Genomic DNA, 23048 nt, shown 5'->3' on the forward strand with positions numbered 1-23048 from the left:
CCTGTGTCCGCTCCTCGACACAATCTGTCCGGAATCCCGTGGGAATCCCCTGGAGGCCGCTTCCGCCGATGCGGAAGAATGGCCCCCGGGCTGGGCAACCATGACAGGGGATCGAGTGTCCAACGGGCGTGGCGAACGCGATGGTGGGGGCAAGGGCGGGCATCGGGGCGAGAGCCGTGGTGGCCTTCCCGGCGCGTTCCCCGCGGCCTTCGAGTAGGCCGGAAGACGACCAGATGACGGCGGCCGCACCCGGTGCGGCGGACTCCGGCGCGGGTACCGACGCGGGTACCAGCGAGGACCTGCTCACCGAGACCTACCAGGCGCACTACCGCTCGCTGCTGCGCCTTGCCGCGCTGCTCCTGGACGACCTCTCCACCTGTGAGGACGTCGTGCAGGAGGCCTTCATCCGGGTGCACGCCGCCCGGCGCAGGGTGCGCGAGCCCGAGAAGACCCTGGCCTACCTGCGGCAGACGGTGGTCAACCTGTCGCGCTCCACGCTGCGGCGGCGGATCCTCGGCCTGCGACTGCTGCCCAAGCCGATGCCTGACATGGCCAGTGCAGAAGAAGGTGCCTACGATGCCTTGGAGCGCGACCAGCTGAAGGCCGCGCTGAAGGGTCTGCAACGCCGTCAGCGGGAGGTTCTGGTGCTGCGTTACTTCGTGGACATGACGGAGGCGCAGGTGGCCGAGACCCTGGGCATCTCGCTCGGTTCGGTGAAGGCGTACGGCTCCCGCGGACTCGCCGCCCTCCGGACCCAGATGGAGGCCGGCCATGGCTGACGGTGCCCGGCAGCGGCCCGGGGACGACCACCTCCCGGACCTCTCCGTCGAGGAACGGGCGCTGCGCGAGCTCATGCACCACGCGGTGGACCGGATCCAGCCCGGAGTCGGCGCCCTGCCGCGGATCCGTCAGGCCGTACCCCGGCGGCGGGCCGCCCGGCGCGGGGCCTGGACGGGCGCGGCGGCGCTGGCCCTGGCGGTCGCGATCGCGCTGCCCGTCCTGCACGAGGGCGACCACCTCGGCCTGTCCGGCGGGCCCGGCTCGGCGAACACCGGCGGCGCGACCCTCGCCGCCCCCACCGGCAGCGCGGTCGGCGGCAGCACCACCGGCGGGGGCGCGCGGTCCGGCCCCGGCGGGGTGGGCAGCAGCTCCCCGACGGGCTCCGGCAGCGCCTCGCCGAGCCCCGGCGCGGACGCCACCCGCACCGGTCCCGCCACCCCCACCGGGGCCCCCGGCACCGGGGACGGCGGGATCGTCCCGCTGTGCACCCGTGCCGACCTCGGCCAGGGCACCGCCCAGGTCGGCCCGGCGGACACCCAGGGCCGGATCTACGGCTCCTTCACCGTGTACAACGTCTCCGGCCGCAGCTGCCGCCTCGGCGGGCCGGGCGCGGTGGCCGTCACCGACGTCAACGGCACCGACCGCACCCGGGTCCGCTCCGCCGACCACACCCCCGGTGACCCGGCCGGCAACCTGCCCGCGATGGACGCCGAACCGCCGCTGCTCGCACCGCAGGCCGGGTACAAGGTGCCGTTCGCCTGGATCCCGGACCAGGGCTGTGGCTCCTCCGGCGGCGCCACCACCGCGCCGACCTCCGGCACCAACCAGGCGGCCCTGACCACCCAGGGCCCCGCCGGCTCCTCCGGCGCGGCCCCGAACTCCGGCACCGGCGCCTCGGTGGCGCCTAGCTCCAACCCGCAGGCCAGCCCCTCGGCCACCTCCGGGCCCACCGCGGCGCCGAGCCCGACCGCCACCCCGAGCGGCAACCCGACCGGCGCCCCGCCCACCGCGACCATCGCCCACACCCCGGCCCCCGGCAGCCCGGCGGTCGCCACGGTCTCGCTGCCGGTCGGGTGCGGGGGGACGCTCTACCGGGGCGGGGTCCAGCCGTCCGGCGGCGGGTCGGCGGCCCGGCCCTCGGGGACGCCCGCGGCGGGCTGACCGGGGGCCGGAGCGGGTGTCGTCGGCGTGGGGCTCGGGTTCGGCGCGGGCCGTCGCCGGCGTACGACTCGGGCTCGGCACGGCCGTCGATGGGGTGTTCCCGGGACGGGCGCGGCCGTCGTCGGCGTGGCGTTCCCGGGGCCGATCCGGCGGGCGGGGGCGGACCCTGTGGTCCGGCGCGGTGTGAGGAGTGGTTACCGTGGGGGGTGTGTACCGGTTCCTCCTGACTCCGCGCTGGCTGGGCGGCACCGCCCTGGCCGTGGCGGCCGTGGCGGTCTGCGTCTGGCTGGGTTCCTGGCAGCTCGGCCGGTTCGAGGACCGCGTCTCCACCCATCAGGAGACCAAGCAGTCGCTCACCGCTTCGGGTGAAGCCCGCCCGATCGACGCGCTGCTCGGCCCGGCCAGCCCGCAGGTGACCACGGAGACCGTCGGCAAGCCCGTCACGGTCGCCGGGGAGTACGACACCGAGCACCAACTCCTCGTCCCCAACCGGGTGTTGGACGGCAAACAGGGCTACTACGTGCTCACCCCGCTGCGCACCGCCGACGGACACGCCGTCGCCGTGGTGCGGGGCTGGGCACCCGGCAACCCGCCCGCCGACCCGGCCGGCGCCGCCCACGCGGCCGAGCCGGCCCCCACCGGACCGGTCACGGTGACCGGGCGGCTCCAGGCCAACGAGTCGGTCGGCAGCAACGGCGCGGTCGCGGGCGGCCTGCCCGCCGGGCAACTCGGCATGATCAACCGGGCCTCGCTGCTGAACGTGCTGGCGTACGACGGCTGGTACGACGGCTGGGTCTCCGCCGACCAGGTGCCCGCCGGGCTGACCGTCGTACCGACCGTGCAGCCGCAGGGCGGGGACGGGCTCACGCTGCGGGCCTTCCAGAACCTGGGCTACACGCTGGAGTGGTTCGTCTTCGGCGGGTTCGTGGTCTTCATGTGGTTCCGCCTGATGCGCCGGGAGGCGGAGGCGGAGCAGGACCGGGCCCTCGGGCTGGACCCGGTCCTGGACTGAGCCGCCGGTCAGCGGGTCGGCTTGCCGGGGGCCGGGGTGGTTGCCGGCGTGGTCGCCGGGGTCGGCTTGGGTGGTGCGGTCGGCGCCGCTGGGTTGGTCGGTGCCGGGGCGGTCGGGGTCCCCGACGGGGTCGACGAGCTGCCTCCGCTGCCTTCGTTGGCTCCGCTGCCGAACGGCGTCGCGGTGTCCTCGTCCACCGGCGCGCTCCCGCCGCGGCAGTGGCCGCGGCCGGCCGACCCGTTGTTCGAGCCGTAGTGGTCGATCTGGTGGTGTGTGGTGCGCCCGTTGCCCTTTGAACCGCTGGTGCCGCTCGAACCGGACGAGCCCTGGGAGCCGCTCGACCCGCCGGAGCCGTGCGACCCGCTGGACCCGCTCGACCCGCCGGAGCTGCCCGAACCGCTGGACCCGCTGGACCCGCGGGAGCCGTGCGAACCAGTGGACCCGCTCGACCCGCCGCGCTCGGCCACGTCCTCCTCCGCGCCCCGTTCGTCGGACGCCCGGAAGACCGTCGACCCGGCCACCGGCGCGCTCGCCCGGGTCGCCGAGCCGCTGGGCGCGGGCACCGAGGGCGCGGCGGCGGGTGCCGGGGGCGTGGCCGGAGCGGTCGACGACCCACCCGCCCCCGGCGTGGCCGTGGCCGTGGCTGTGGCCGAGGCCGAGGCCGGAGCCGGGGCAAGGGGCGGGCAGGCTGCCTCGCCCCCGTGCGAGCCCGAGCAGCCGCTCAGCACCAGCACCCCGGCCACCGCCGCCCCCGCGACCGTCAGCAGACGTCTCACCCAGCCGCTCCGGCCCCGCCGTCGGGGATCCCGAGGTGCCGCCGGACGAAGTCGATCTCCAGCCGCAGCTGCCGGATCCGCTCCTCCACCACCAGCGAGCCGTGCCCGGCGTCGTAGCGGTACACCTCGTGCGGCTTGTCGAGCTGCTCCAGCCGCTCGACGTAGTTCTCGATCTGCCGGATCGGGCAGCGCGGGTCGTTGACCCCGGCGCTGATGTACACCGGCACCCGCACCTGCTCGACGTAGGTCAGCGGCGAGGAGGCGGTGAAGCGCTCGGGCACCTCCTCGGGGGTGCCGCCGAAGAGGGTGCGGTCGAGCGACTTGAGCGCCTCCATCTCGTCGGCGTACGCGGTGTGGTAGTCCGCGACCGGTACCGCGGCGACGCCTAGCGACCAGCTGTCGGGCTGCACGCCCAGGCCGAGCAGGGTGAGGTAGCCGCCCCAGCTGCCGCCGGTGAGCACCAGCCGCTGCGGGTCAGCGAGGCCGCTGGAGACGGCCCACTCCCGGACCGCCGCGATGTCCTCCAGCTCGATCAGGCCGACCCGCTCGTGCAGCGCGTCCGTCCAGGCCTGGCCGTAGCCGGTCGAGCCGCGGTAGTTGACCCGGACCACCGCGAAGCCGTGGTCCAGCCAGGCGGCCGGCCCGGCCGCGAAGGAGTCGCTGTCGTGGTGGGTCGGGCCGCCGTGGACCTCGAAGACCGTCGGGTACGGCCCCGGGCCCCCCGTCCGCGGACGCTGCACCAGGGCGTGCACCCGCCCGCCGGGCCCGTCCACCCAGACGTCCTCGACCGGGACGGAGCCGGGCGGCACCGGGCCGGGCGCCCGCAGCACGACCGTGCCCGCGGTGGAGCGGACGGCGGAGGGCTCGGCGGCCGAGGACCACAGGTACTCGACGGTGCCGTCCGGGCGGGCGGTGGCGCCGCCGACCGTGCCGCGCGGCGTCTCCAGGCGGGTCAGCCGGCCGTCCGCGAGGTCGTACGTGAACAGCTCGCTGCGCGCCTCGTACTCGTGCTCGACCAGCAGCGCCGCGGCGCCGGGGCGCCACTGCGCGGAGACGTCGCCGGGCAGCTCGCGGCCCTGCTCGTCGCGGAGCGGGAGGGCGGTCTCGGCGCCGGTGGCGACGTCCCAGATCATCGGCTCCCAGCGCCCGGTGCGCTGGTGGGCGACCAGCAGCCGGGTGTCGCCCTCGACCGGGGCGAAGCCCAGGCAGGCGACGCCGCGCGGCTCGTCCCGGCCGGTGACCTCGTCCAGTTCGGCGACGGTCTCGATGCCGTCCCCGGTGAGCCGGACCACCCGGATGGCGGAGTGCATCGCGTCGCCGTGCTCGGTGTGGTCGATGGCCAGCAGGGTGGCGTCGTGGCTGAGGTCGCCGACGCCGCCGTACTCCTCGTGCCGGTAGATCTCGACCGGCTCGGCCGCGCCCGGGCGGCGCAGGTGCAGGGTGGTGCCGTCCTCGTCGGTGGAACGGCCGACGACCACCGTGCCGTCCCGGCCCAGCGCCAGGCCGGCCGAGTAGGAGGCGGCGAGGCCGGGCACGGCCTCCTCGTCCGGGCCGCCCGCGAAGGGCTGGCGGCGCCAGACGCCGAACTCGTCACCGTCGTGGTCGTCGAACCACCAGATCCAGGCGCCGTCCGGGGACAGCTCGGCGTCGGTGGTGCCGTTCGGCCGGTCGGTGACCTGGCGGTGGGTGCCGGTGGCACGGTCCCAGGCGTAGACCTCGTAGGCGCCGGTCGCGTTGGACACGTACAGCGCCCGGTCGGGGGCCTCCTCGGCCCAGTCGGGCAGCGACACCCGGGCCGCCCTGAACCGCTGCTCCCACGCCGGTACCGCGCTCTTCTCCTCGCTCATCCGACCATCCAACCCGATCGGGGGGACGGAACGGAACGGGCGGGCGGGGATCGCCCCGCCCGCCCGGCTTCCTCCGGCGGCTCGCCCGGCCGTGCTTGTACGGCGTTCACGGACGGCGCGGCACCAGCCGGACCAGGCCCACCAGCACCAGCTCCAGCACCGCGAGCACCACGGTGCTGCGGACGAAGGCCGCGGTAGGGTCGCCGGCGCCGTAGTAGACCAGGCCGATCAGTGCGACCCCGACGGCGCCGCCGACCTGCTGCACGGTGGCCACCGCGCCGGCCGCCGCACCGGCCAGCCCCGGCTCCACGACCGCCAGGGCGACGGTGGTGACCGGCGCGATCACCAGGCCCATGCCGAGGCCGTCCACGAACAGCCCGGGCGCCAGCCACCAGACGCTGCCGTCCGCGCCGGCCTCGGCGGCGAGCGCGAGCAGGACCAGCCCGACGGCCATCAGCAGCCCGCCGACGGTGATCGTGCGCGGCTCGCCGAGGCGCGAGGTGACCCGGTGGGTGGAGTGCGAGGTCAGCAGGTAGCCGAGGCCGATCGCGGTGAACACCAGCCCGGCGCCGAGCGCGTCCAGCCCGCGGCCCAGCTGCAGGTGCAGGGCGAGCACCAGGAAGAACGAGGCCTGGCCGAGCCAGAAGACCAGCTGTGCGAGCAGCCCGGTGCCGAAGGCGCGGCCGCGGAACAGCCGGGTGTCCACCAGTGGGGTGCCCCGGCCGGTGCTGCGGTGCTGGTGGACGGCGAACGCCACCAGCACGGCGACCGCCGCGCCGAGGCAGAGCACCGTCCACAGCGGCCAGCCGAGGCCGGGCCCCTGGATCAGCGGCAGCACCAGGGCGGTCAGCCCGACCGTCACCAGGACCACCCCGACCGGGTCCAGGCCCGGCCGCTGCGGCGCCCGCGATTCCGGGAGGCAGCGCCGGACGGCGGCCAACGCTGCCAGGCCGATCGGCAGGTTGATCAGGAAGCAGCTGCGCCAGCCCAGGCCGAGCAGGTCCGCGCGGATCAGCAGCCCGCCGATCAGCTGGCCGAACACCGCGCCGACGCCCATCGTCAGTCCGTACCGGGCGAAGGCCCGGGCCTGCGCGGCGCCGCTGAACGCCGTCCGCAGGATCGCCAGCACCTGCGGGCCCATCAGCGCGGCCGCCAGGCCCTGCGCCACCCGGGCGCCGACCAGCGCGGCCGCCGTGGGGGCGAGGCCGCAGCCCGCCGAGGCGAGGGTGAACAGCGCCAGGCCGAGCGCGAACACCCGGCGGCGGCCGTACCGGTCGCCGAGCCGGCCGGCGGTGACCAGTCCGACGGCGAGGGCCAGACCGAACCCGGCCACCACCCACTGGACGACCGCCGGGCCGGCACCCAGATCGGCCTGGACGGAGGGGACCGCGACGTTGACGACGAAGGTGTCGACGGCGGTCATGAAGGTGGCGGTCAGGATCACCGGCAGCAGACCCCGGGGAGCGGATGCGGCCGGGGCTGACGGGGTGGCCGGGGCAGCGGGGGTGGCCGGGGCAGCGGGGATGGGGGCTTCGGCGGGGGCTTCGGTGGGGGCTTTCAGCGCGGTGCCCAACTCGGGTCTCCTCTCGCGGGCGCCCCGCGTTCAGGGGGCGGGGCGGGGCGGGGCGCCGCCGTGGGGGTGCGGCGCCCCTGGGGCCGGTCCGCCGGACATTCGGACGGGCGTCTGGCACGGACGTACGTATGAGTTGAACGTCCGTCTGGGTCGGACGTACGTCTTGCTCGTACGTCCGTCCTGCCAGGCCATTCGCCTGGCTCGGTGTCCGTCTGAGTCGTACGTCCGTCCGACCCGGACGCTCGCGCCCGGCTCGTCCGTCCGTCCCGGGCTCAGGCGCCCGGCACGCGGTCCAGGAACCCGTGCACGGTGCCGATCCGGCCCTCCGGGGTGGCCGCCAGCACGTCGAAGCCGATCACCACCGGCTCGGCGCCGGCCGGGCCGAGGTTCCAGGTGAACCGGGCGATGTCGTGGTGGGCGTCCACCGGGCCGAGGGTGAACTCCAGCCCCGGGAACTGGGCCTGGGCCGCGCCGATCAGCGCGTCGATCGCGTCCCGGCCGGCCACGGCGGCCAGCGGGTCGGTGTAGCGGCCGTCCTCGGCCCACACCTCGTCGATCAGCTTGCGCCGGGCGGCCGGGTCGGTCTCGTTCCAGACCGCCAGGTAGCGCTCGGCGAGCTGCTGGAGAGCGGCGGTGGTGATCGCGGTGGTGATCTCGGGCATGGTCATCTCCCGTGTTCCGGTGGGCCGTTGGCGGGTCGTTCCCGCTGCTCACAAAGGTACGGACGGGCCGCCGCGGGCGAATCGGTCACGGATAGGCATGGGGGTGCGTAGGTATTCGTACACCCCTACGTAGCCGTTGTGTCGGAGCGTCGGCGGCCGGCTCGGTAGGGTCGGGGCATGCTCTACGGGAGGGAACACGAACAGGCCGCCGTGGACGGCCTGTTGGCGCGGGCGCGGGACGGCGGCGCCGGGGCGCTGCTGCTCCGTGGCGAGGCGGGCATCGGAAAGACCGCCCTGCTGGACGACGCAGTGGCCCGGGCCGGGACGGCCTTCCGGGTGATCCGGGCGGCCGGCGTCGAGTACGAGGCCGAACTGCCCTTCGCCGGGCTGAGCCTGCTGCTGGCCCCCGGCCTGGACCGGCTGGACGTCCTGCCCGGGCCGCAACGGCGCGCCCTGGAGGCGGCGTTCGGCCTCGGCGACGCACCCGTAGACCCGGCCGCGGCACTGCCCGCTGCCCCCGCCCCTGCCACCACCCCTGCCCCCGCCGACCGGCTGCTGGTCGGCCTCGCCACCCTCGGACTGCTCGCCGAACTCGCCGCCGACCAGCCGCTGCTGTGCGTGCTCGACGACGTCCAGTGGCTGGACCGGGCTTCCCTGGACGCCCTGCTGCTCGCCGCCCGTCGCCTCCAGGCCGAAGGGGTGGCCCTGCTGCTCGCCGCCCGCACCGAGCCCGGCGCCTCCGCCGAGCGCCAACTCGGTCTGCCCGAGGTGCGGGTGACCGGCCTCGCCGAGGCCGATGCCACCCGGCTGCTGACCGAGCGGGCCGGCCCCGACCTGCCCGCCGCCGTCCGCGACCGTCTGCTCGCCGAAGCCGCCGGGAACCCACTCGCCCTCACCGAACTCCCCGTCACCACCGGCCCGCAGGTGCACACCACGGGCGGGCTGCCGCTCACCAGCCGCCTGCTGATCGCCTTCCACGGCCAGGTCACCGGCCTGCCGCCGGCCACCCAGACCCTGCTGCTGGTCGCCGCCGCCGAGGAGAGCGGCGAACTGGACGTCCTGCTGCCCGCCGCGGCCGCGCTCGGCGTCGGCGCCGAACACCTCACCCCCGCCGAGGAATCCGGCCTGGTCACCGTCACCCCCGACCGCCGGATCGCCTTCCGCCACCCGCTGCTGCGCTCCGCGATTCTGCAGCGCGCCCCGCACCACCAGCGGCTGACCGTCCACCGCGCCGTCGCCGGGGCGCTCCCGGACGGCGACCGCCGCACCTGGCACCTCGCCCTCGCCGCCACCGCCCCCGACGCCGCCCTTGCCGACGCGCTGGAACGCACCGCCGTCCGCACCGGCCGGCGTGGCGGCCACGGCGGCGCGGCCGCGTACGAACGCGCCGCCCGGCTCACCCCCGACCGCGACGCGGCCACCCGCCGCCTCGTGCTGGCCGCCGAAGCCGCCACCGAGGAAGGCGAGTTGGCGCGCGCCGAGACCCTCGCCGACGAGGCCGCCGCCCGCACCGACAGCGTCCTCGCGCACGCCCTGCTGGACCATGTCCGGGCCACCGCGCACTTCTGGCGCGGCTCCTACCCGACCGCGTACCGGCTGCTGCTGGACGCCGCCCTCGCGCTCGCCACCGACGAAACGGCCGCCACCGCCGAGGCCACCCACGAAACCGCCGCCGAGGTCGTCGAACCCGCCCACGCCGCCCGGATGCTGTTCCAGGCCTTCCACGCCGCCTGGTACGTGGGTGAGGAGCCGGTGGCCGAGGTGCTCGACCGGCTCGCCGCCCTTCCACTCGCCGCCGACGACCCCGTCGCCCCGCTCGCCCGCTACCTCCCCGCCGCCGTCCTCCCGGCCCTCGGCCGACCTGCTGCCGCCCCGCCGTCCCCGGCACCGCCATCCCCGGTACCGCCATCCCCGGCACCGGCACCCGCCGTCCTTCCCCCGGCCCGGGAGGCCGTCGAAGCCGCGCGCCGGGCCGGCGCCGAGAGCCCCGCCGACCTGGTCCAACTCTGCGGCGCCACCCTCGTCCTGGGCCGTGACGAGGAGACCGTCGACCTCGGCGGCGAACTCGTCGCCGAGGCCCGCGCCAAGGGCGCCCTCGGCGTGATGCCCACCCTGCAGTTCTTCCTCGCCGAGGCCGAGCTCTTCCACGGCCGCCACGCCGACGCCGAACTCACCGCCACCGAGGCCCTCGACCTCGCCCGGGACACCGGCCAGCACCAGTGGGTCAGCCAACTCAGCGCCGTGCTCGCCTACCTGGCCGCCCTCGACGGCCGCACCGAACGCTGCACCGAACTGGCCACCACCGCGCTCGCCACCACCGGCCCGCAGACCGCCGCCCCCGCCGCCGGCCGCCCCTGGGCGCACTGGGCCCTCGCCCTGCTCGACCTCGGCCAGGGCCGCGCCGCAGGCGCCGCCGACCGCCTCCACGCCCTCACCACCGGCCCGCACCGGCACCACGTCAGTGCCACCCGCGCCGTCCCCGACCTGGTCGAAGCCGCCGTCCGCCTCGGCACCCCGGACCGCGCCGCCGAGGCCTACGAACGCTTCGCCCGCTGGACCACCGCCGCCGGCCGCCCCTGGGCCGAGGCACTACGCCTGCGCTGCCAGGCCCTGCTCGGCCCCGACGAACTCGCCGAACCCGCCTACCGCGCCGCCCTCGGCCTGCACGCCACCACCCACCGCCCCTTCGAACAGGCCCGCACCGCCCTGCTCTACGGCGAATGGCTCCGCCGCACCCGCCGCCGCACCGACGCCCGCCCCCACCTCACCGCCGCCCTGGAAGTCTTCGACCGCCTCGCCGCCCACCCCTGGTCCACCCGCGCCCGCACCGAACTCTCCGCCACCGGCGCCCCGGCCCCCACACCCCAGCCCTCCCGGGCCCTCCCGAACCCCCTGACCCCTCAGGAACTCCAGATCGCCCGCCTCGCCGCCCAGGGCCTCACCAACCGCGACATCGCCGCCCAACTCTTCCTCAGCCCCCGGACCGTCGCCCACCACCTCTACAAGGCCTACCCCAAACTCGGCATCACCTCCCGCACCGCCCTCCCCACCACACTCTGACCCAGGACCTGCAGCAGTCGTCGCGGCCCGACCCGGCCGCCCCGTCTCCGGCAGGGCCCGGACGAACACGGGCAGCGGGCGGGGTTCCGGAGCTCCTCCGGACACAACGTCAGAGGGCCCACCGGATCTCTCCGGTGGGCCCTCTGTACTGGGTCGGGGTGGCGGGATTTGAACCCACGGCCTCTTCGTCCCGGCCGGGCGGTGGTCGACCTGCACATACGAACGAATGCCCAGGTCAGGGCATCGGCTGCGCTTCGGCACCGCCAAGGTCACCAAGGCCCAGCGAAGCTGTGTCGCCCTGACCCGCGCGGCAGAACGATCAGTGGTCCGGCGCCCTGCGACGCTCGGTGGCGAGTGGGGCGGCGCCCCGGTCGACGGCCCACCGAGCCGCCGTTCTGCCAGAACCACTTCCCCGAGCAGCGCAAAAGCCCAGCAGCAGCTGGCAGACCTTGCTGGAAAAGCGGCTGCTGCGGGGTCCATTCGATCCCCTCGCAGCGACCGGAGGAATCCAGCATGCCCCGGCTCACCGATGGCACGCTCGTCATCGTCGACGACATGGCCGACCGGGAGGAAGCGAGTGACGGCCGCTCCCGTTTCGCCGCCCACCTCACCCACGGCTTCCAGTCCGACGGTGCCCCGCTCACCGCCGCCGAGTTCGCCGTCGCCTCCTGGACGACCGTGACCGGCCCCGTCAGGAGCTTCGCCTACGCCGTCGTGTGTCCCGACCTCGTCGCCGTAGTCCGCCGGCAGCCGGCGCCTGAACGATGCTTGCCCTAGGCGGGCGCGCACCGTCGCGCTGCGGCGGCCACCGGAGATGGCCTGTTCCTCCCTGGACCGACCGCCCTCCACAGCCGGCCGCGCGCTTTCGACGCGTGCTGCGGCGAGCCGGGCATCCCGGCCCGCGCCCGGCCGGCTACAAGGACGAGCGGATGGGCACGACGACGGCTCTGTCCAGGCCCGCTACTCCCACATCACGCCGGAGATCCGCCGGGACCTCGGAGAAGGGCCGACCCGGATGTGGTGCGTGTCACTCGAAGTGTTCAGGGGCGATGCGCCGGCTGGGTATCGGCCCTCAACTGAAAATCCTGCGAGCTGTGCAGTCAGGCTCAGATGGGGAAAGGGCAGGTGGCCGAAATGCCTTGAGTGTTCGTGGCTAAGCCTCTGATTTCGCATGCTTGATGGTGGGTGCCACAACAGGTTCGTCACCTGCCGACCAAAGGGCGTAGCGAATCCCGTTGATCAAGGTAGCCTTGCGCGGGCTGTCGTCGTCAACCACGCTGAGCCTGGCCGAGACCCAGGTTCCCTGGTCCGGGATCGGTAGCCCCAGGTCTGCGGCAATGTCAGGATCGGGCCGACGGTAGCCGAGGATAACTATGCCGCTCTTTCGTAGATGCTTCCGGGCGTCGCGTACACGCTTTGGGCTGTCATGTTGCGTTGCCACGGTTACGACGGTTGTCCGGTCGACCAGCCGACCTGTAACCTGCCTGAACAGCTCGTTGACTCGCAACTGTCCGCCATTGCCTCTTCCACGGTAGCCGTCGGATGCACGGAATATTGCTTCAACTTTCTCCGGCGATCTGTCCCGCAGGCGGAGAAGGAAGTTCTCGGGAAGCTCGCCGTGCTCGACGATCCAGCGAGTTCCGCTTCGGCTGGCAGCAGACGTCCCGCGCTTCTGGTCGCCGTTCAATCCGTTGTTCAGGACATCCGGGGTGATGCGAAGAAGACCGACCTGGAAGGTTTCGGTTCGGTCATCCGCCCGCATCACGAGGCAGATATGACCATCAGCCTCCTTCGGGATCGTCCATGATTTTCCCATCGTGAATTTGGCGTCCACGTGCTGGCCGCAAATCACGTAGTCCATTGGACTTCCATGGCCGAGATCGAATTCTGCGCGGGTGACGATCTCCACCTTGGTTCCGAGGTAGGTCTTCTCTGTCTTCTCGACTCTTCCTTCGCCCTCTTTGATGTAGAGGTCGAAACGAGCTGTCCGCTGACCGTCGAGTACTTCGTCGATGGACTTGCGGAAAACCTGCCCGAATCGAGCAGCAAGGTTTTCTTGACTCCGAAACCAGGACTCGACGGCATCGAGTCCTGGGTCTGGGCTCCGGCCGGCGAGCGGCGATGGGTTGGTCGTCATCTCGAACAGGGGTGGCTCGTCAGTCACGCCTTCACCCTATGAGCCATGGAATCGTTCACGCCAGGCCTCCTGGCCACTGAACCAGCGCGGTCATTCCATCCGCCTGTCCCGGTTCAGGCTGCCGGCGGGAATCTTCTGACGCACCCTCGAGGTCTGATGGGTTGGTCGGCGACAACGTCTGAGCCGCGACGGTGGTGCGATCGCGCTTGAAGTCTTATGCGTCCTGGCAAGTCTCGTCAGCCGACTGCTGACTCGTGGAGGTCCACGTGCTCAAGCTCTGAAGCTTCTCCTCGGTCGGCGTCGCCCATCCGAACGCAGCACTGAGGATGTGCATGGCCAGCCGCGGTGGCACTGCGTTGCCGATCTGCTGACCGATGTCACGTCCGGACCACGGGTAATTCGTCGGGAAGGTTTGGAGTCGACCTGCTTCGGAGGGGGAGAAGCGGTCGAGTTCGGAGCCGTCCGGGCCGACCACGCGATTGCGCGAGATCTTGCCGGTGACCGTGGCGGAGGGCTCCCCGGATCCCCTTCGTCCACGGGCCCTCGGATCGCCACCGGTTCCGTAGTTGGAGATGACCTCGAAGGCGGTCGGGCGGCTGACGACGTCGGCCATCGCCCTCCACGGCAGCAGGCTCATGTCCCCGGAGTCTCGAGCAACGCCCTTGCGGTAGATGCGGTGGGTCGCAGATGGCAGACTCACCGGATCCTTGCCGTGCCGAGCGACCAGGACGGCCCGCCGGCGGGTCTGCGGGACGCCGAACGCCTCGGTGTGCAGGATGCCGCAGTCCACCTGGTAGCCCTCATCCACCAGGGCCTTCGCGTATGCCTCCCAAACGGGAAGTACAGCGGGCACCTGCTCAAGAACGATCGCCCGGTAGGGGCGGTCGAGCTTGTCGATGGCGTCGAGCGCCCACATGAGAGGTTGCAACACGAGCCCGGTGCGTTCGTCGTCCAGCTTGGAGAGATCCTTCTCGATCTCCTCGCGGTCCTCGCGGGCGACAAGCCGTTCGACGAACCTCAGGACCTCGTCGAGTGCTTTGCGGCCGACGCCCGTACCTGCGACGGTGAAGGTCTGGCACGGGGGGCCTCCGGCCAGCACGTCGGCTTCGGGGAAGTCGGACGGCCCGTACAAGCGAACGTCGCCCTCGACGGTCTCCAGGCCCGCGGCACGGCGGGTGGTGCAAGCGGCGGAGTCCCATTCGACACCCACAGTGGGGATGCCGAGCTTCTCCGCTGCCACATCGAGCCCACCGGGGCCGGCGAACAGGTCCACGATCTTGGTGGGCTGCACTTGGATCTCCTGGTTGTCTAACGGGGCGACGGTGCGAGGGCTTGCTGAACCCGGGTGCCCGCTCTGACGGCCGCCTGCCAGCGACCATGCAGCGTACCGCGGCGCACTGACAGGGGAAGTTGTCCGCCCCGTGGCGCGGCGTCGCGCAGTGCGTGGCTGCCCCGCGCTGCTGTCGCGTATGAGGCTCTGCCAACCCACTGGTCCGGCTGCCAGTGATGGGTGGCCGATGGGATGGAGACGCCCAAAGCCAAGATTTTCTCTCAGGATTCCCCCGAGAGCGGTGTGAGAACCAGTCAGGGCCGGTCTCCCTTGCGGGATACCGGCCCTGAGCTGGTGTTACTGGGTCGGGGTGGCGGGATTTGAACCCACGGCCTCTTCGTCCCGAACGAAGCGCGCTACCAAGCTGCGCCACACCCCGGTCTTTCTGTTTGTCGCTCCGTCTCCTTCGCGACGAGTAGAACTCTACCGGACGCTCGCCGAGACACGAAATCCGGTTTCGGCGGGCGTCCGGTCGGGGTCAGCGGGGGCTGGGGTGAGGGTGAGGAGGGTGGCTTCCGGGGGGCAGGCGAAGCGGACCGGGGTGTAGCGGTTGGTGCCGCAGCCGGCGGAGACGTGGAGGTAGGAGTGGTGGCCGCCGGCCTTGTGGGTGGAGAGGCCCTTGACCCGGCGGGTGTCGAGGTCGCAGTTGGTGACCAGGGCGCCGTAGAAGGGGATGCAGAGCTGGCCGCCGTGGGTGTGGCCGGCCAGGATCAGGGGGTAGCGGTCGGCGGTGAAGGCGTCGAGGACGCGCAGGTAGGGGGCGTGCACGACGGCGAGCGAGAGGTCGGCGTCGGCGGAGGGGCCGCCGGCGACGGCGGCGTAGCGGTCGCGGCGGATGTGCGGGTCGTCGAGGCCGGTGAACTCGAGGTCGAGGCCGTTGACGGTGAGGCGGCCGCGGGTGTTGGTCAGGTCGAGCCAGCCGGCCGCGTCGAAGCCGTCGCGGAGCTTCTCCCAGGGGTTGTGGACGGCGCCGCTGATGCCGCGGTTGCCGGTGCCGTCGGGGTTGTTCATGCCGTGGACGCCGCTGCGCATGGCCTGGAGGTAGCGGGCGGGGTTCTTGCGGGCCGGCCCGTAGTAGTCGTTGGAGCCGAAGACGTAGACGCCGGGGAAGTCCATCAGCGGCCCGAGGGCGTCGAGGGTGGCGGGGACGCCGAGCGGGTCGGAGAGGTTGTCGCCGGTGTTGACCACGAGGTCGGGGCGCAGGCCGGCGAGGCTCTGCAGCCAGCGCTGCTTCTTGCCCTGCCCGGCCACCATGTGGATGTCGGACACCTGGAGGACCCGGATGGGCTTGGCGCCGTGGGGCAGGACGGGGACCTCGACACGGCGGAGCCGGAAGGCACGTACCTCGTACCCGACGGAGTAGGCGAGGCAGGCGGCGCCGGCGGCGGCGACACCGAGGGGGACGGAGTACAGCGGTCGCATCAGCCCATGCTCTCAGACGGTGGATCAGCTGGTGAACGTCCGGTGGCGCGGTGCGGACACGGCCTCCGTGACCTGCATCGCGTCGACCGGGTCGGTAGAGGTGTTCGGGGCGGAAGAGGTGCTCAGGGCGGCCGGGGCGACCGGATCGGTCGGGTCGGCCGGGTCGGCCGGGTCGGGGTCCCGGCGGGCGCGCAGGGCCCGGACCTTGTTGCGGTTGCCGCAGCGTTCCATCGAGCACCAGCGCCGCCGTCCGGGCCGCGAGGTGTCGACGAAGAGCAGCCGGCAGTCGTGCGCCCGGCATTCCCGGATCCGGTCGGCGTGCGGGCCGGTGAGCAGGGCGATGGCGTCCCGGGCGAGGGTGGAGACGAGCTGGGTGCCGTCGGCGGGCAGCGGGGCGGCCGCGGTGCCGTCCGGGGCGATCTGGGGGACGAGCGGGGGGTGGGCGGCGGCCCGGTTGAGGGCGGCGCGGTCCGCGGGGTCGCCGGGGCGGCCGTGGGCACGGTCGGCGGCCAGGCGCCAGAGGGCGTCGCGCAGGGTGCGGGCGGCGCCGAGCTGGTCGTCGGTGATCCGTACGGTGCCGACGGGCAGCCGCAGCCGGGAGCGCCGGAGCCAGTCGGTGAGGTCGGACGGGCGGTGCAGCACCTCGTACCGGGCGTACGGGCCGGGGCCGCCGGTGGTGAGCAGTTCCAGGCAGAGGGCGCCGGGGTCGAAGTGGAAGCGGGTGCCGGTGGCGGTGGTGAGGACCAGGCCGGTCGGGTGTTCCGCTGCGCCGTCTCCGTCGGTCATGTAACCAGGGTAGGCGGTTACGGATCCGGCGTTGGCGGCCGACCACTGACGGCAGCCGTTGACAGCGACCGCCGACGGCAACCGTTAATGGCAAGCGACGGAACGCCCCAGGTGGGAGACTCGGGCCCATGACGACGCTCAAGGCGCAGCTGCAGGAGGACCTCACGGCTGCCATCAAGGACCGGGACGAGCTGCGCTCGTCCACCATCCGGCTCACGCTGTCCGCCGTCACCAGCGAGGAGGTGGCGGGTAACGAGAAGCGCGAGCTGTCCGACGACGAGGTGCAGCGGGTGATCGCCCGCGAGGCGAAGAAGCGCCGGGAGGCGGCCGAGGCCTTCGACAAGGCTGACCGGGTCGAGCAGGCCGCGCGCGAGCGCGCCGAGGGCGAGGTGCTGGCGGGCTACCTGCCGAAGCAGCTCTCGGACGAGGAGCTGGCCGCGATCGTGGCCGCCGCCGTGGCCGAGAGCGGAGCGAGCGGTCCGCAGGCGATGGGCGCCGTGATGAAGCTGGTGAAGCCGAAGGTGGACGGACTGGCCGAGGGCGGCCGGGTGGCCGCCGCGGTGAAGGCCGCGCTGCGCTGAGCCGCACGCCGGCGCGATGACGGCCGCGCTGCGCTGAGCTGCACGCCGCCGCCGTGAAGGCCACGCTGCTCCGACGCGGCACACCGCCGCCGTGACGGCCGTACCGCCGGCACGGCGAAGGGGCGCCCTCCGGAAGATCCGGAGGGCGCCCCTTCGCCGTCGTACCGGGGTCGGGTCGGTCAGCCGTGCCTGCCGCCGTTGCCGTTCCCGTTGCCATTGCCGTTACCGCCCCCGCCGATCATGCCCGGCGGAAGGGTGAACCCTCCTCCTATCACCCCACCGGGGTTACCGGGGTTCCCGCCGCCCGGTGCGGGCGGCGGCGGGTTCTGGGCGCCCGGCTGCTGGGCGTTCGGGTCCGGCGTCGGGCCGGTGCCCGCCGGCGGGGTGGCCGGCTGGGGGTCCGGGATGTTGGTGGTCTGGATGGGCTCCAGCGGCGAGCCCTTGAGCGCCTGGTTCATGGCCATCTGCCAGATCGGGCCGGGGCCGTCGGCGCCGAACACCTCGTCGAAGTGCTTGCCGCCGATGTTGATGTTCTTCATCTTGACGCCGCCGGCGGGGCCGCCGAGCCAGACCGCGGTGGCCAGCGACGGGGTGTAGCCGTCGAACCAGGCGGCCTTCTTCTCGTCGGTGGTACCGGTCTTGCCCGCGATCTTGCGGCCGTCGTCGAGGCCGAGGGCGGCCGCGGTGCCCTTCTCGGTCACGTTGAGCAGGACGGTGTTGAGCGAGTCCGCGGTCGACTCGGAGAAGGCCTGGCTGCACTGGGACTGCGGGACCTTGAGGTCCTTGCCGTCCACCGTGGTGATCTTGTTGATCGCGATCGGGGTGCAGTACTTGCCGCGGGCGGCGAAGGTCGCGTAGACGTTCGCCATGGTCAGCGGGGAGAGCTCCAGGGTGCCGAGGACCATCGAGGGCACCTCCTGGAACTGGTCGCCCTTCGCCGACTGGGTGATGCCCAGCTTGTTGGCCATCTGCTTCATCGCGCAGAGGCCGACCTGCTGCTCCATCTGCACGAAGTAGGTGTTGACCGACAGCGCCATGGCCTGCTTGAGCTCGTACGGGCCGACCTCGCCGGTCGACTCGTTCTTCACCGTGGCCTTGGGCTTGTCGGTGTTCTTCCAGGTGCCGTTGCAGGTCGACATCTGGGGGTAGTCGATCTTGTTCTCGGACGGGAACGACTGGGTGTTCGACATGCCCGCCTCCAGCGCCGCCGCGGCGAGGATCGGCTTGAAGGTCGAACCGGTCTGGAACCCGTTGCCGCCGCCCATCGAGGCGTCGACGTTGAGGTTGACGACGGTCTGGTTCTTGTTCGGGTCCAGGCCGTACGGGCGGGTCTGGGCCATCGCCAGGATCTTGCCGGTGCCGGGCTCCATCATGGTCGCCGCGGCCGACACCTGGTCGGTCACGTTGACCTTCTTGGTGACGGCGTTCTGGGCGGCGGCCTGCTTGTCCGGGTCCAGCGTGGTGTAGATGTTCAGACCGCCGGTGTCCCACAGCTTCTTGCGGTCGTCGGCGTTCTTGCCGAAGGCCGGGTCCTGCTTGACCACGTGGCGGACGTAGTCGCAGAAGAAGCCCATGCCCGCCTGGGCGGTGATGCAGCCGTTCTGCGGGTCCTTGTACTTGAGGCCCAGCGGGGCGGCCTTGGCCTCGGCCGCCTGCTGGGGGGTGATGTGCTTGTTCTCCAGCATCTTGTCGATGACGACGTTGCGGCGCTTCACCGTGTTGTCGGGGTAGCGCACCGGGTCGTACTGCGACGGGTTCTGGACCACGCCGGCGAGGGTGGCGGCCTCGGCGACGGTCAGGTCCTTGTTGCTCTTGCTGAAGTAGCGCTGGGACGCGGCCTCGACCCCGTAGGCCTGGTGGCCGTAGAAGGTGATGTTGAGGTAGTTGGTGAGGATCTGATCCTTGGTCAGGTCCTCCTCCAGCTTGATCGCGACCTTGAGCTCCTGGATCTTGCGACCCAGGGTCTTGCGCTGGGCCTCCAGGACGGCCGCCTGGTCGTCGCCGGCCTTCTCCACGTTGACGTTCTTGACGTACTGCTGGGTCAGCGTGGAGGCGCCCTGGGAGGCGGTGCCGCTCTCCGCGTTCTTGCCGACGGCGCGCAGGATGCCCTTGAGGTCGACGGCGCCGTGCTCGTAGAAGCGGGCGTCCTCGATGTCCACCTGGGCGTGCCGCATGAAGGGCGACATCTGGTCGGCGGTGAGGACGGTGCGGTCGCGCTCGTAGACCTTGGCGATCAGACCGCCCTTGGCGTCGAAGATCTGGGTCGCCTGGGTGAGCGGCGGGGTCTTGAAGTCGTCGGGGATGTTCTGAAAGCTCTCCGCCGTGTCCTTGGCGGTCAGGCCCATGGCGCCGACGGCGGGCAGGGCGAGGCCTGCCAGCAGGACTCCGGAGAGCACGCTGACGCCCAGGAACTTCACGCCGTTGCCGACGTGGTCCATTGGTGATCCGCCGCTCTTGCGTCGCGGAGCTCCGGGGTTGCCTGGGGGCTGGGGTGCCAGTGGGCGCTTCGGTGCCATGGGGAGAACCCTACGTCCCCGATTCCCGTACACCGGGGCAGGTGTTCGCCTAGGCTTGTCACAAGCTTGCGACAGCTTCGGTGCGTCAACATCACTCACTCTTGTGAGTGCGGAGACTTGCCCGAATTGCTCACCCTTGTCCGGGTTTTGAGGCGGCTGTGGCCTGTTGTGTTCGAGTAGACGGTTGCGCTGCGTGACGGCGCCTGCGGCGAGAGTGGGGGCCTCGCGGCTCGCAAGTGCCGCGACCTGCGATCACTCCAACGAGTGAGATGACCGATACCCATAGTCCGATCGGGTCATTCGAGATTGAGCCCGAAGGGGCTGTTGCAAGCAGTCCTTCTTCCGTAACGTCCTCAACTGGCAACGGTGAATATGCCGTTGCCGCCGTGGGGGAGCCTCGAATCATCGGGAGAGGACGGCGCCGGCATGGGCTGGGTTGACGACTGGAGTGCGCAGGCCGCCTGCCGCACGAGTGATCCGGACGAACTGTTCGTCCAGGGGGCGGCACAGAACCGGGCGAAGGCGGTGTGCAGCGGGTGCCCCGTCCGGACGGAGTGCCTGGCGGACGCGCTGGACAACCGGGTGGAGTTCGGGGTGTGGGGCGGGATGACGGAACGCGAGCGCCGAGCGCTGCTGCGCCGCCGCCCGACGGTCATGTCGTGGCGGAGGCTGCTGGAGACCGCCCGCACCGAGTACGAGGAGTCCCTCGCTACCGGCGTGATACTGACGGACTACGCCCAGGCGGGCTGACCCCGGCCGCACCTCGCGGTCCGGGGCTCCCCCCGTTCCGGCCCGGACCACCCGGCCGGAGTGCCCGGGCCACTCGGCCCCGTTCCGGCCCGGACCACTGACTCGTATCGGCCCCCACCCGGCTCGGAACACCGGCCCCCACCTGGCCCGGACTACGCCGCGCGGCCCGGACTACGCCGCGCCGCTGAGCCGCCCCCCGATGGCCCGCAGCCCGTCCAGGTCGTGGACGTCCCCCGGCAGCGCGGCCACCTCCACGATCGGCACGTCCGGGTACACCGAGACGAACCGGTCCCGGGTGCGCCGTTCGCGCCCCATGATCTGCATCCGCTCGGCGTGCAGCCGCAGCAGTCCGGCCGCCAGCAGCTCCGCCTCCGGCGAGGAGTGCTCCGAGCCGTTCTCCTCCAGGGCCTCGGCCGCCGCCAGCGCCCGCTCCGCGGTGAGCTGCGGCGCGCCCGTGCTGTGCACCCGGTTGAGCACCAGTCCGGCCAGCGGCATCCGGTCCGCGGCGAGCCGGTCCACGAAGTACGCCGCCTCGCGCAGCGCGTCCCGCTCCGGCGCCGCCACCACCAGGAACGCCGTACCCGGCGCCTTCAACAGCTGGTAGGTGCGGTCGGCGCGCTCGCGGAAGCCGCCGAACATCGAGTCCATCGCGCTGACGAAGGTCTGCACGTCGGTGAGCAGCTGGGCGCCGAAGATCTTGCCCAGGGTGCCGGTGAGCAGGCCCATCCCGGCGTTGAGGAAGCGCATCGCGCTGCGGCCGCCGACCTTGGCGGGCGCGGTCAGGATCCGGATCACCCGGCCGTCCAGGAAGGACCCGAGCCGGTTGGGGGCGTCCAGGAAGTCCAGCGCCGAGCGGGACGGCGGGGTGTCCACGACGATGAGGTCCCACTCCTCGGCGGCGCGCAACTGCCCGAGCTTCTCCATCGCCATGTACTCCTGCGTGCCCGCGAAGCCGGCCGACAGGGACTGGTAGAACGGGTTCTCCATGATCGCCCTGGCCCGCTCGGGCTCGGCGTGGGCCAGCACGACCTCGTCGAAGGTCCGCTTCATGTCGAGCATCATGGCGTGGAGCCGGCCCTCCCCGTCCACCCCCTTGACGACCCGGGGGGTGTTGTCCAGCTCGGTCAGACCCATGGACTGGGCCAGCCGCCGGGCCGGGTCGATGGTCAGCACCACGACCTTGCGGCCGCGCTCGGCGGCCCGCAGGCCGATCGCCGCGGCGGTGGTGGTCTTGCCGACGCCGCCGGAGCCGCAGCAGACGATGATCCGGGTCTTCGGGTCGTCGATCAGCTCGTCCACCGCGAGCCGGCTGCCGTTGCCGCTGCCACCGCGGCCGACGCCACCGCCACCACTAACGCCACCGCCACCGCCACCGCCACCGCTGCCGCCGTTCGCCGGAGTCACGCCGCCCCCTGCCGCTTGAGTTCGCCCGCCAGCCGGTACAGCCCGCCGAGGTCCACGCCCTCGCCCAGCAACGGGAGTTCGTACGTCGGGAGCCGCAGCTGTTGCAGGTCGGCACGCTGCGCGCGCTCCAGCTCGACCCGCTCGGCGTGCTCCCTGGCCTGCTCCAGCAGCGGGTCGATCAGCGGCTCGACCGCCGCCCGTACCGTCTCCGCCTTGCGCGAGCGCCCGCCCAGCCCGGCCTCGCCGAGGGCCAGCGCGACCTCCTCGCGGTGGTCCCCGTCCACCGCGGCCACCGCGGCCGCGTCCAGCAGCGGGGGCCGGACCATGTTGACCATCACCCCGCCCACCGGGAGCTTCGCCTCGCGCAGCTCCGTGAAGCCGTCGACCGTCTCCTGCACCGGCATCTCCTCCAGCAGGGTGACCAGGTGCACCGCGGTCTCCGGGGACCGCAGCACCCGCATCACGGCCTGCGCCTGGGTGTGTATCGGGCCGATCCGGGCCAGCCCGGCGACCTCGGAGTTGACGTTCAGGAACCGGGTGATCCGCCCGGTCGGCGGCGCGTCCATCACCACCGCGTCGTAGCGCCGCCGCCCGTCCGGGCCCTTGCGGCGGGCCGCCTCGCAGGCCTTGCCGGTGAGCAGCACGTCCCGTACGCCGGGGGCGACGGTGGTGGCGAAGTCGACGAAGCCGACCTTCTGCAGTGCCTTGCCGGCCCGGCCGAGCTTGTAGAACATCTCCAGGTACTCGAGCAGCGCCTGCTCGGTGTCGATCGCCAGCGCGAGCACCTCCCCCGGCCCGCCCTCGCCGGCCGGCAGCCCCAGTTGGGGGCGGGAGACCGAGGCGATCCGGCGCTCCTCGTACGGGAGGGCGGCGATCCCGAACAGTTCGGCGATGCCCTGCCGCCCCTCGACCTCGATCAGCAGCACCCGGCCGCCGTCGGCGGCCAGGGCCAGGGCCAGCGCGGCGGCCAGCGTGGTCTTCCCGGTGCCGCCCTTGCCGCTGACCACGTGCAGCCGGACCCCCTCCCAGTCGGGGTCGCGCCGGGTCGCCTGGCCGGGGGTGCGTGCCACGCTGCGTCTCCGTCCGTCTCCGTCCCTGCGGGCGCCCCTCCTGCGGGGTGCCCCTGCCGAGGGGGCCGCTCGCGGACGAGGGCGCCCCTCCACGAGGATGCCGCTCCGTACGGACGCCCCTCCCTGCGGGTGCCCCCTCGCGAGGACGCCCTCTCGCGAGGGTAACCAGGGAGCGCTCCCG

17 protein-coding genes, 1 tRNA gene and 1 pseudogene are annotated in these 23048 nt (G+C 72.9%); 7 read left to right on the top strand and 12 right to left on the bottom strand.

Annotated features, from left to right (window positions below; translation table 11 throughout):
* The first annotated feature begins 233 nt into the window (after nucleotides 1-233).
* The 3 genes from ACIQWA_RS31240 to ACIQWA_RS31250 all read left to right on the top strand — a co-directional run bounded on the left by ACIQWA_RS31240 (nucleotide 234) and on the right by ACIQWA_RS31250 (nucleotide 2953).
* Entirely contained in the window at nucleotides 234-779 is a 546-nt protein-coding gene (locus ACIQWA_RS31240) for a SigE family RNA polymerase sigma factor (RefSeq protein WP_254802531.1), read from the top strand.
* Nucleotides 772-1941, top strand: a complete 1170-nt coding sequence (locus ACIQWA_RS31245; protein WP_402488028.1) for a hypothetical protein — start codon at nucleotides 772-774, stop codon at nucleotides 1939-1941. The genes ACIQWA_RS31240 and ACIQWA_RS31245 overlap by 8 nt, the downstream gene beginning before the upstream one ends.
* A 208-nt stretch (nucleotides 1942-2149) precedes the next feature.
* Nucleotides 2150-2953, top strand: a complete 804-nt coding sequence (locus ACIQWA_RS31250; protein WP_402488030.1) for an SURF1 family protein — start codon at nucleotides 2150-2152, stop codon at nucleotides 2951-2953.
* Nucleotides 2954-2961: 8 nt separating this feature from the next.
* On the opposite strand, the gene ACIQWA_RS31255 is transcribed toward ACIQWA_RS31250, so the two are convergent.
* The 4 genes from ACIQWA_RS31255 to ACIQWA_RS31270 form a co-directional block, all read right to left on the bottom strand.
* Nucleotides 2962-3729, bottom strand: coding sequence for a hypothetical protein (locus ACIQWA_RS31255; RefSeq protein WP_402488032.1), 768 nt, complete (start codon nucleotides 3727-3729; stop codon nucleotides 2962-2964).
* Nucleotides 3726-5576 carry a S9 family peptidase gene (locus ACIQWA_RS31260; protein ID WP_402488034.1) on the bottom strand — a complete coding sequence of 617 codons (1851 nt, stop codon included), beginning with the start codon at nucleotides 5574-5576 and terminating at the stop codon, nucleotides 3726-3728. Before ACIQWA_RS31260 ends, ACIQWA_RS31255 begins: the two co-directional genes overlap by 4 nt.
* Before the next feature lie 106 nt (nucleotides 5577-5682).
* A complete protein-coding gene (locus ACIQWA_RS31265; protein WP_402488036.1) occupies nucleotides 5683-7149 on the bottom strand; it encodes an MFS transporter in 1467 nt (488 codons plus the stop codon).
* Nucleotides 7150-7421: 272 nt separating this feature from the next.
* Nucleotides 7422-7811, bottom strand: a complete 390-nt coding sequence (locus ACIQWA_RS31270; protein WP_402488038.1) for a nuclear transport factor 2 family protein — start codon at nucleotides 7809-7811, stop codon at nucleotides 7422-7424.
* A 177-nt stretch (nucleotides 7812-7988) separates the two neighbouring features.
* On the opposite strand from ACIQWA_RS31270, the gene ACIQWA_RS31275 reads away from it, so the two are divergent.
* Nucleotides 7989-10871, top strand: a complete 2883-nt coding sequence (locus tag ACIQWA_RS31275; RefSeq protein WP_402488040.1) for an ATP-binding protein — start codon at nucleotides 7989-7991, stop codon at nucleotides 10869-10871.
* 513 nt (nucleotides 10872-11384) lie between these two features.
* Nucleotides 11385-11648 (top strand): hypothetical protein, encoded by a 264-nt coding sequence (locus ACIQWA_RS31280; protein WP_402488042.1) that lies wholly within the window; start codon nucleotides 11385-11387, stop codon nucleotides 11646-11648.
* Nucleotides 11649-12024: 376 nt separating this feature from the next.
* Here the strand turns inward: ACIQWA_RS31280 and ACIQWA_RS31285 are convergent, their stop codons facing one another.
* From ACIQWA_RS31285 to ACIQWA_RS31305, 5 genes and pseudogenes are all read right to left on the bottom strand, one after another.
* A complete protein-coding gene (locus tag ACIQWA_RS31285; protein WP_402488044.1) occupies nucleotides 12025-13035 on the bottom strand; it encodes a NaeI family type II restriction endonuclease in 1011 nt (336 codons plus the stop codon).
* A 187-nt stretch (nucleotides 13036-13222) separates the two neighbouring features.
* Nucleotides 13223-14299, bottom strand: coding sequence for a DNA cytosine methyltransferase (locus ACIQWA_RS31290; RefSeq protein ID WP_402488046.1), 1077 nt, complete (start codon nucleotides 14297-14299; stop codon nucleotides 13223-13225).
* 344 nt (nucleotides 14300-14643) lie between these two features.
* A tRNA-Pro gene (locus tag ACIQWA_RS31295) sits at nucleotides 14644-14717 on the bottom strand.
* 44 nt (nucleotides 14718-14761) lie between these two features.
* Nucleotides 14762-15760 (bottom strand): metallophosphoesterase, encoded by a 999-nt coding sequence (locus tag ACIQWA_RS31300; protein WP_402488048.1) that lies wholly within the window; start codon nucleotides 15758-15760, stop codon nucleotides 14762-14764.
* 171 nt (nucleotides 15761-15931) lie between these two features.
* Nucleotides 15932-16546, bottom strand: a pseudogene (locus ACIQWA_RS31305) (CGNR zinc finger domain-containing protein); the annotation flags it as partial.
* Between the two features lie 128 nt (nucleotides 16547-16674).
* Here ACIQWA_RS31305 and ACIQWA_RS31310 point away from each other — a divergent pair.
* Nucleotides 16675-17127, top strand: coding sequence for a GatB/YqeY domain-containing protein (locus ACIQWA_RS31310; protein ID WP_360227053.1), 453 nt, complete (start codon nucleotides 16675-16677; stop codon nucleotides 17125-17127).
* 179 nt (nucleotides 17128-17306) lie between these two features.
* Here ACIQWA_RS31310 and ACIQWA_RS31315 read toward each other — a convergent pair whose 3' ends face one another.
* Nucleotides 17307-19565, bottom strand: a complete 2259-nt coding sequence (locus ACIQWA_RS31315; RefSeq protein ID WP_360227050.1) for a transglycosylase domain-containing protein — start codon at nucleotides 19563-19565, stop codon at nucleotides 17307-17309.
* 504 nt (nucleotides 19566-20069) lie between these two features.
* On the opposite strand from ACIQWA_RS31315, the gene ACIQWA_RS31320 reads away from it, so the two are divergent.
* Nucleotides 20070-20393 carry a WhiB family transcriptional regulator gene (locus ACIQWA_RS31320; RefSeq protein WP_033333275.1) on the top strand — a complete coding sequence of 108 codons (324 nt, stop codon included), beginning with the start codon at nucleotides 20070-20072 and terminating at the stop codon, nucleotides 20391-20393.
* 171 nt (nucleotides 20394-20564) lie between these two features.
* Here ACIQWA_RS31320 and ACIQWA_RS31325 read toward each other — a convergent pair whose 3' ends face one another.
* Together ACIQWA_RS31325 and ACIQWA_RS31330 are read right to left on the bottom strand one after the other, a co-directional pair.
* A complete protein-coding gene (locus ACIQWA_RS31325; protein WP_402488264.1) occupies nucleotides 20565-21692 on the bottom strand; it encodes an ArsA family ATPase in 1128 nt (375 codons plus the stop codon).
* 101 nt (nucleotides 21693-21793) lie between these two features.
* Nucleotides 21794-22867 carry an ArsA-related P-loop ATPase gene (locus ACIQWA_RS31330; RefSeq protein ID WP_360227047.1) on the bottom strand — a complete coding sequence of 358 codons (1074 nt, stop codon included), beginning with the start codon at nucleotides 22865-22867 and terminating at the stop codon, nucleotides 21794-21796.
* Nucleotides 22868-23048 lie beyond the last annotated feature (181 nt).

This window comes from Kitasatospora sp. NPDC098652 (assembly GCF_044760155.1).
GTDB lineage: Bacteria > Actinomycetota > Actinomycetes > Streptomycetales > Streptomycetaceae > Kitasatospora.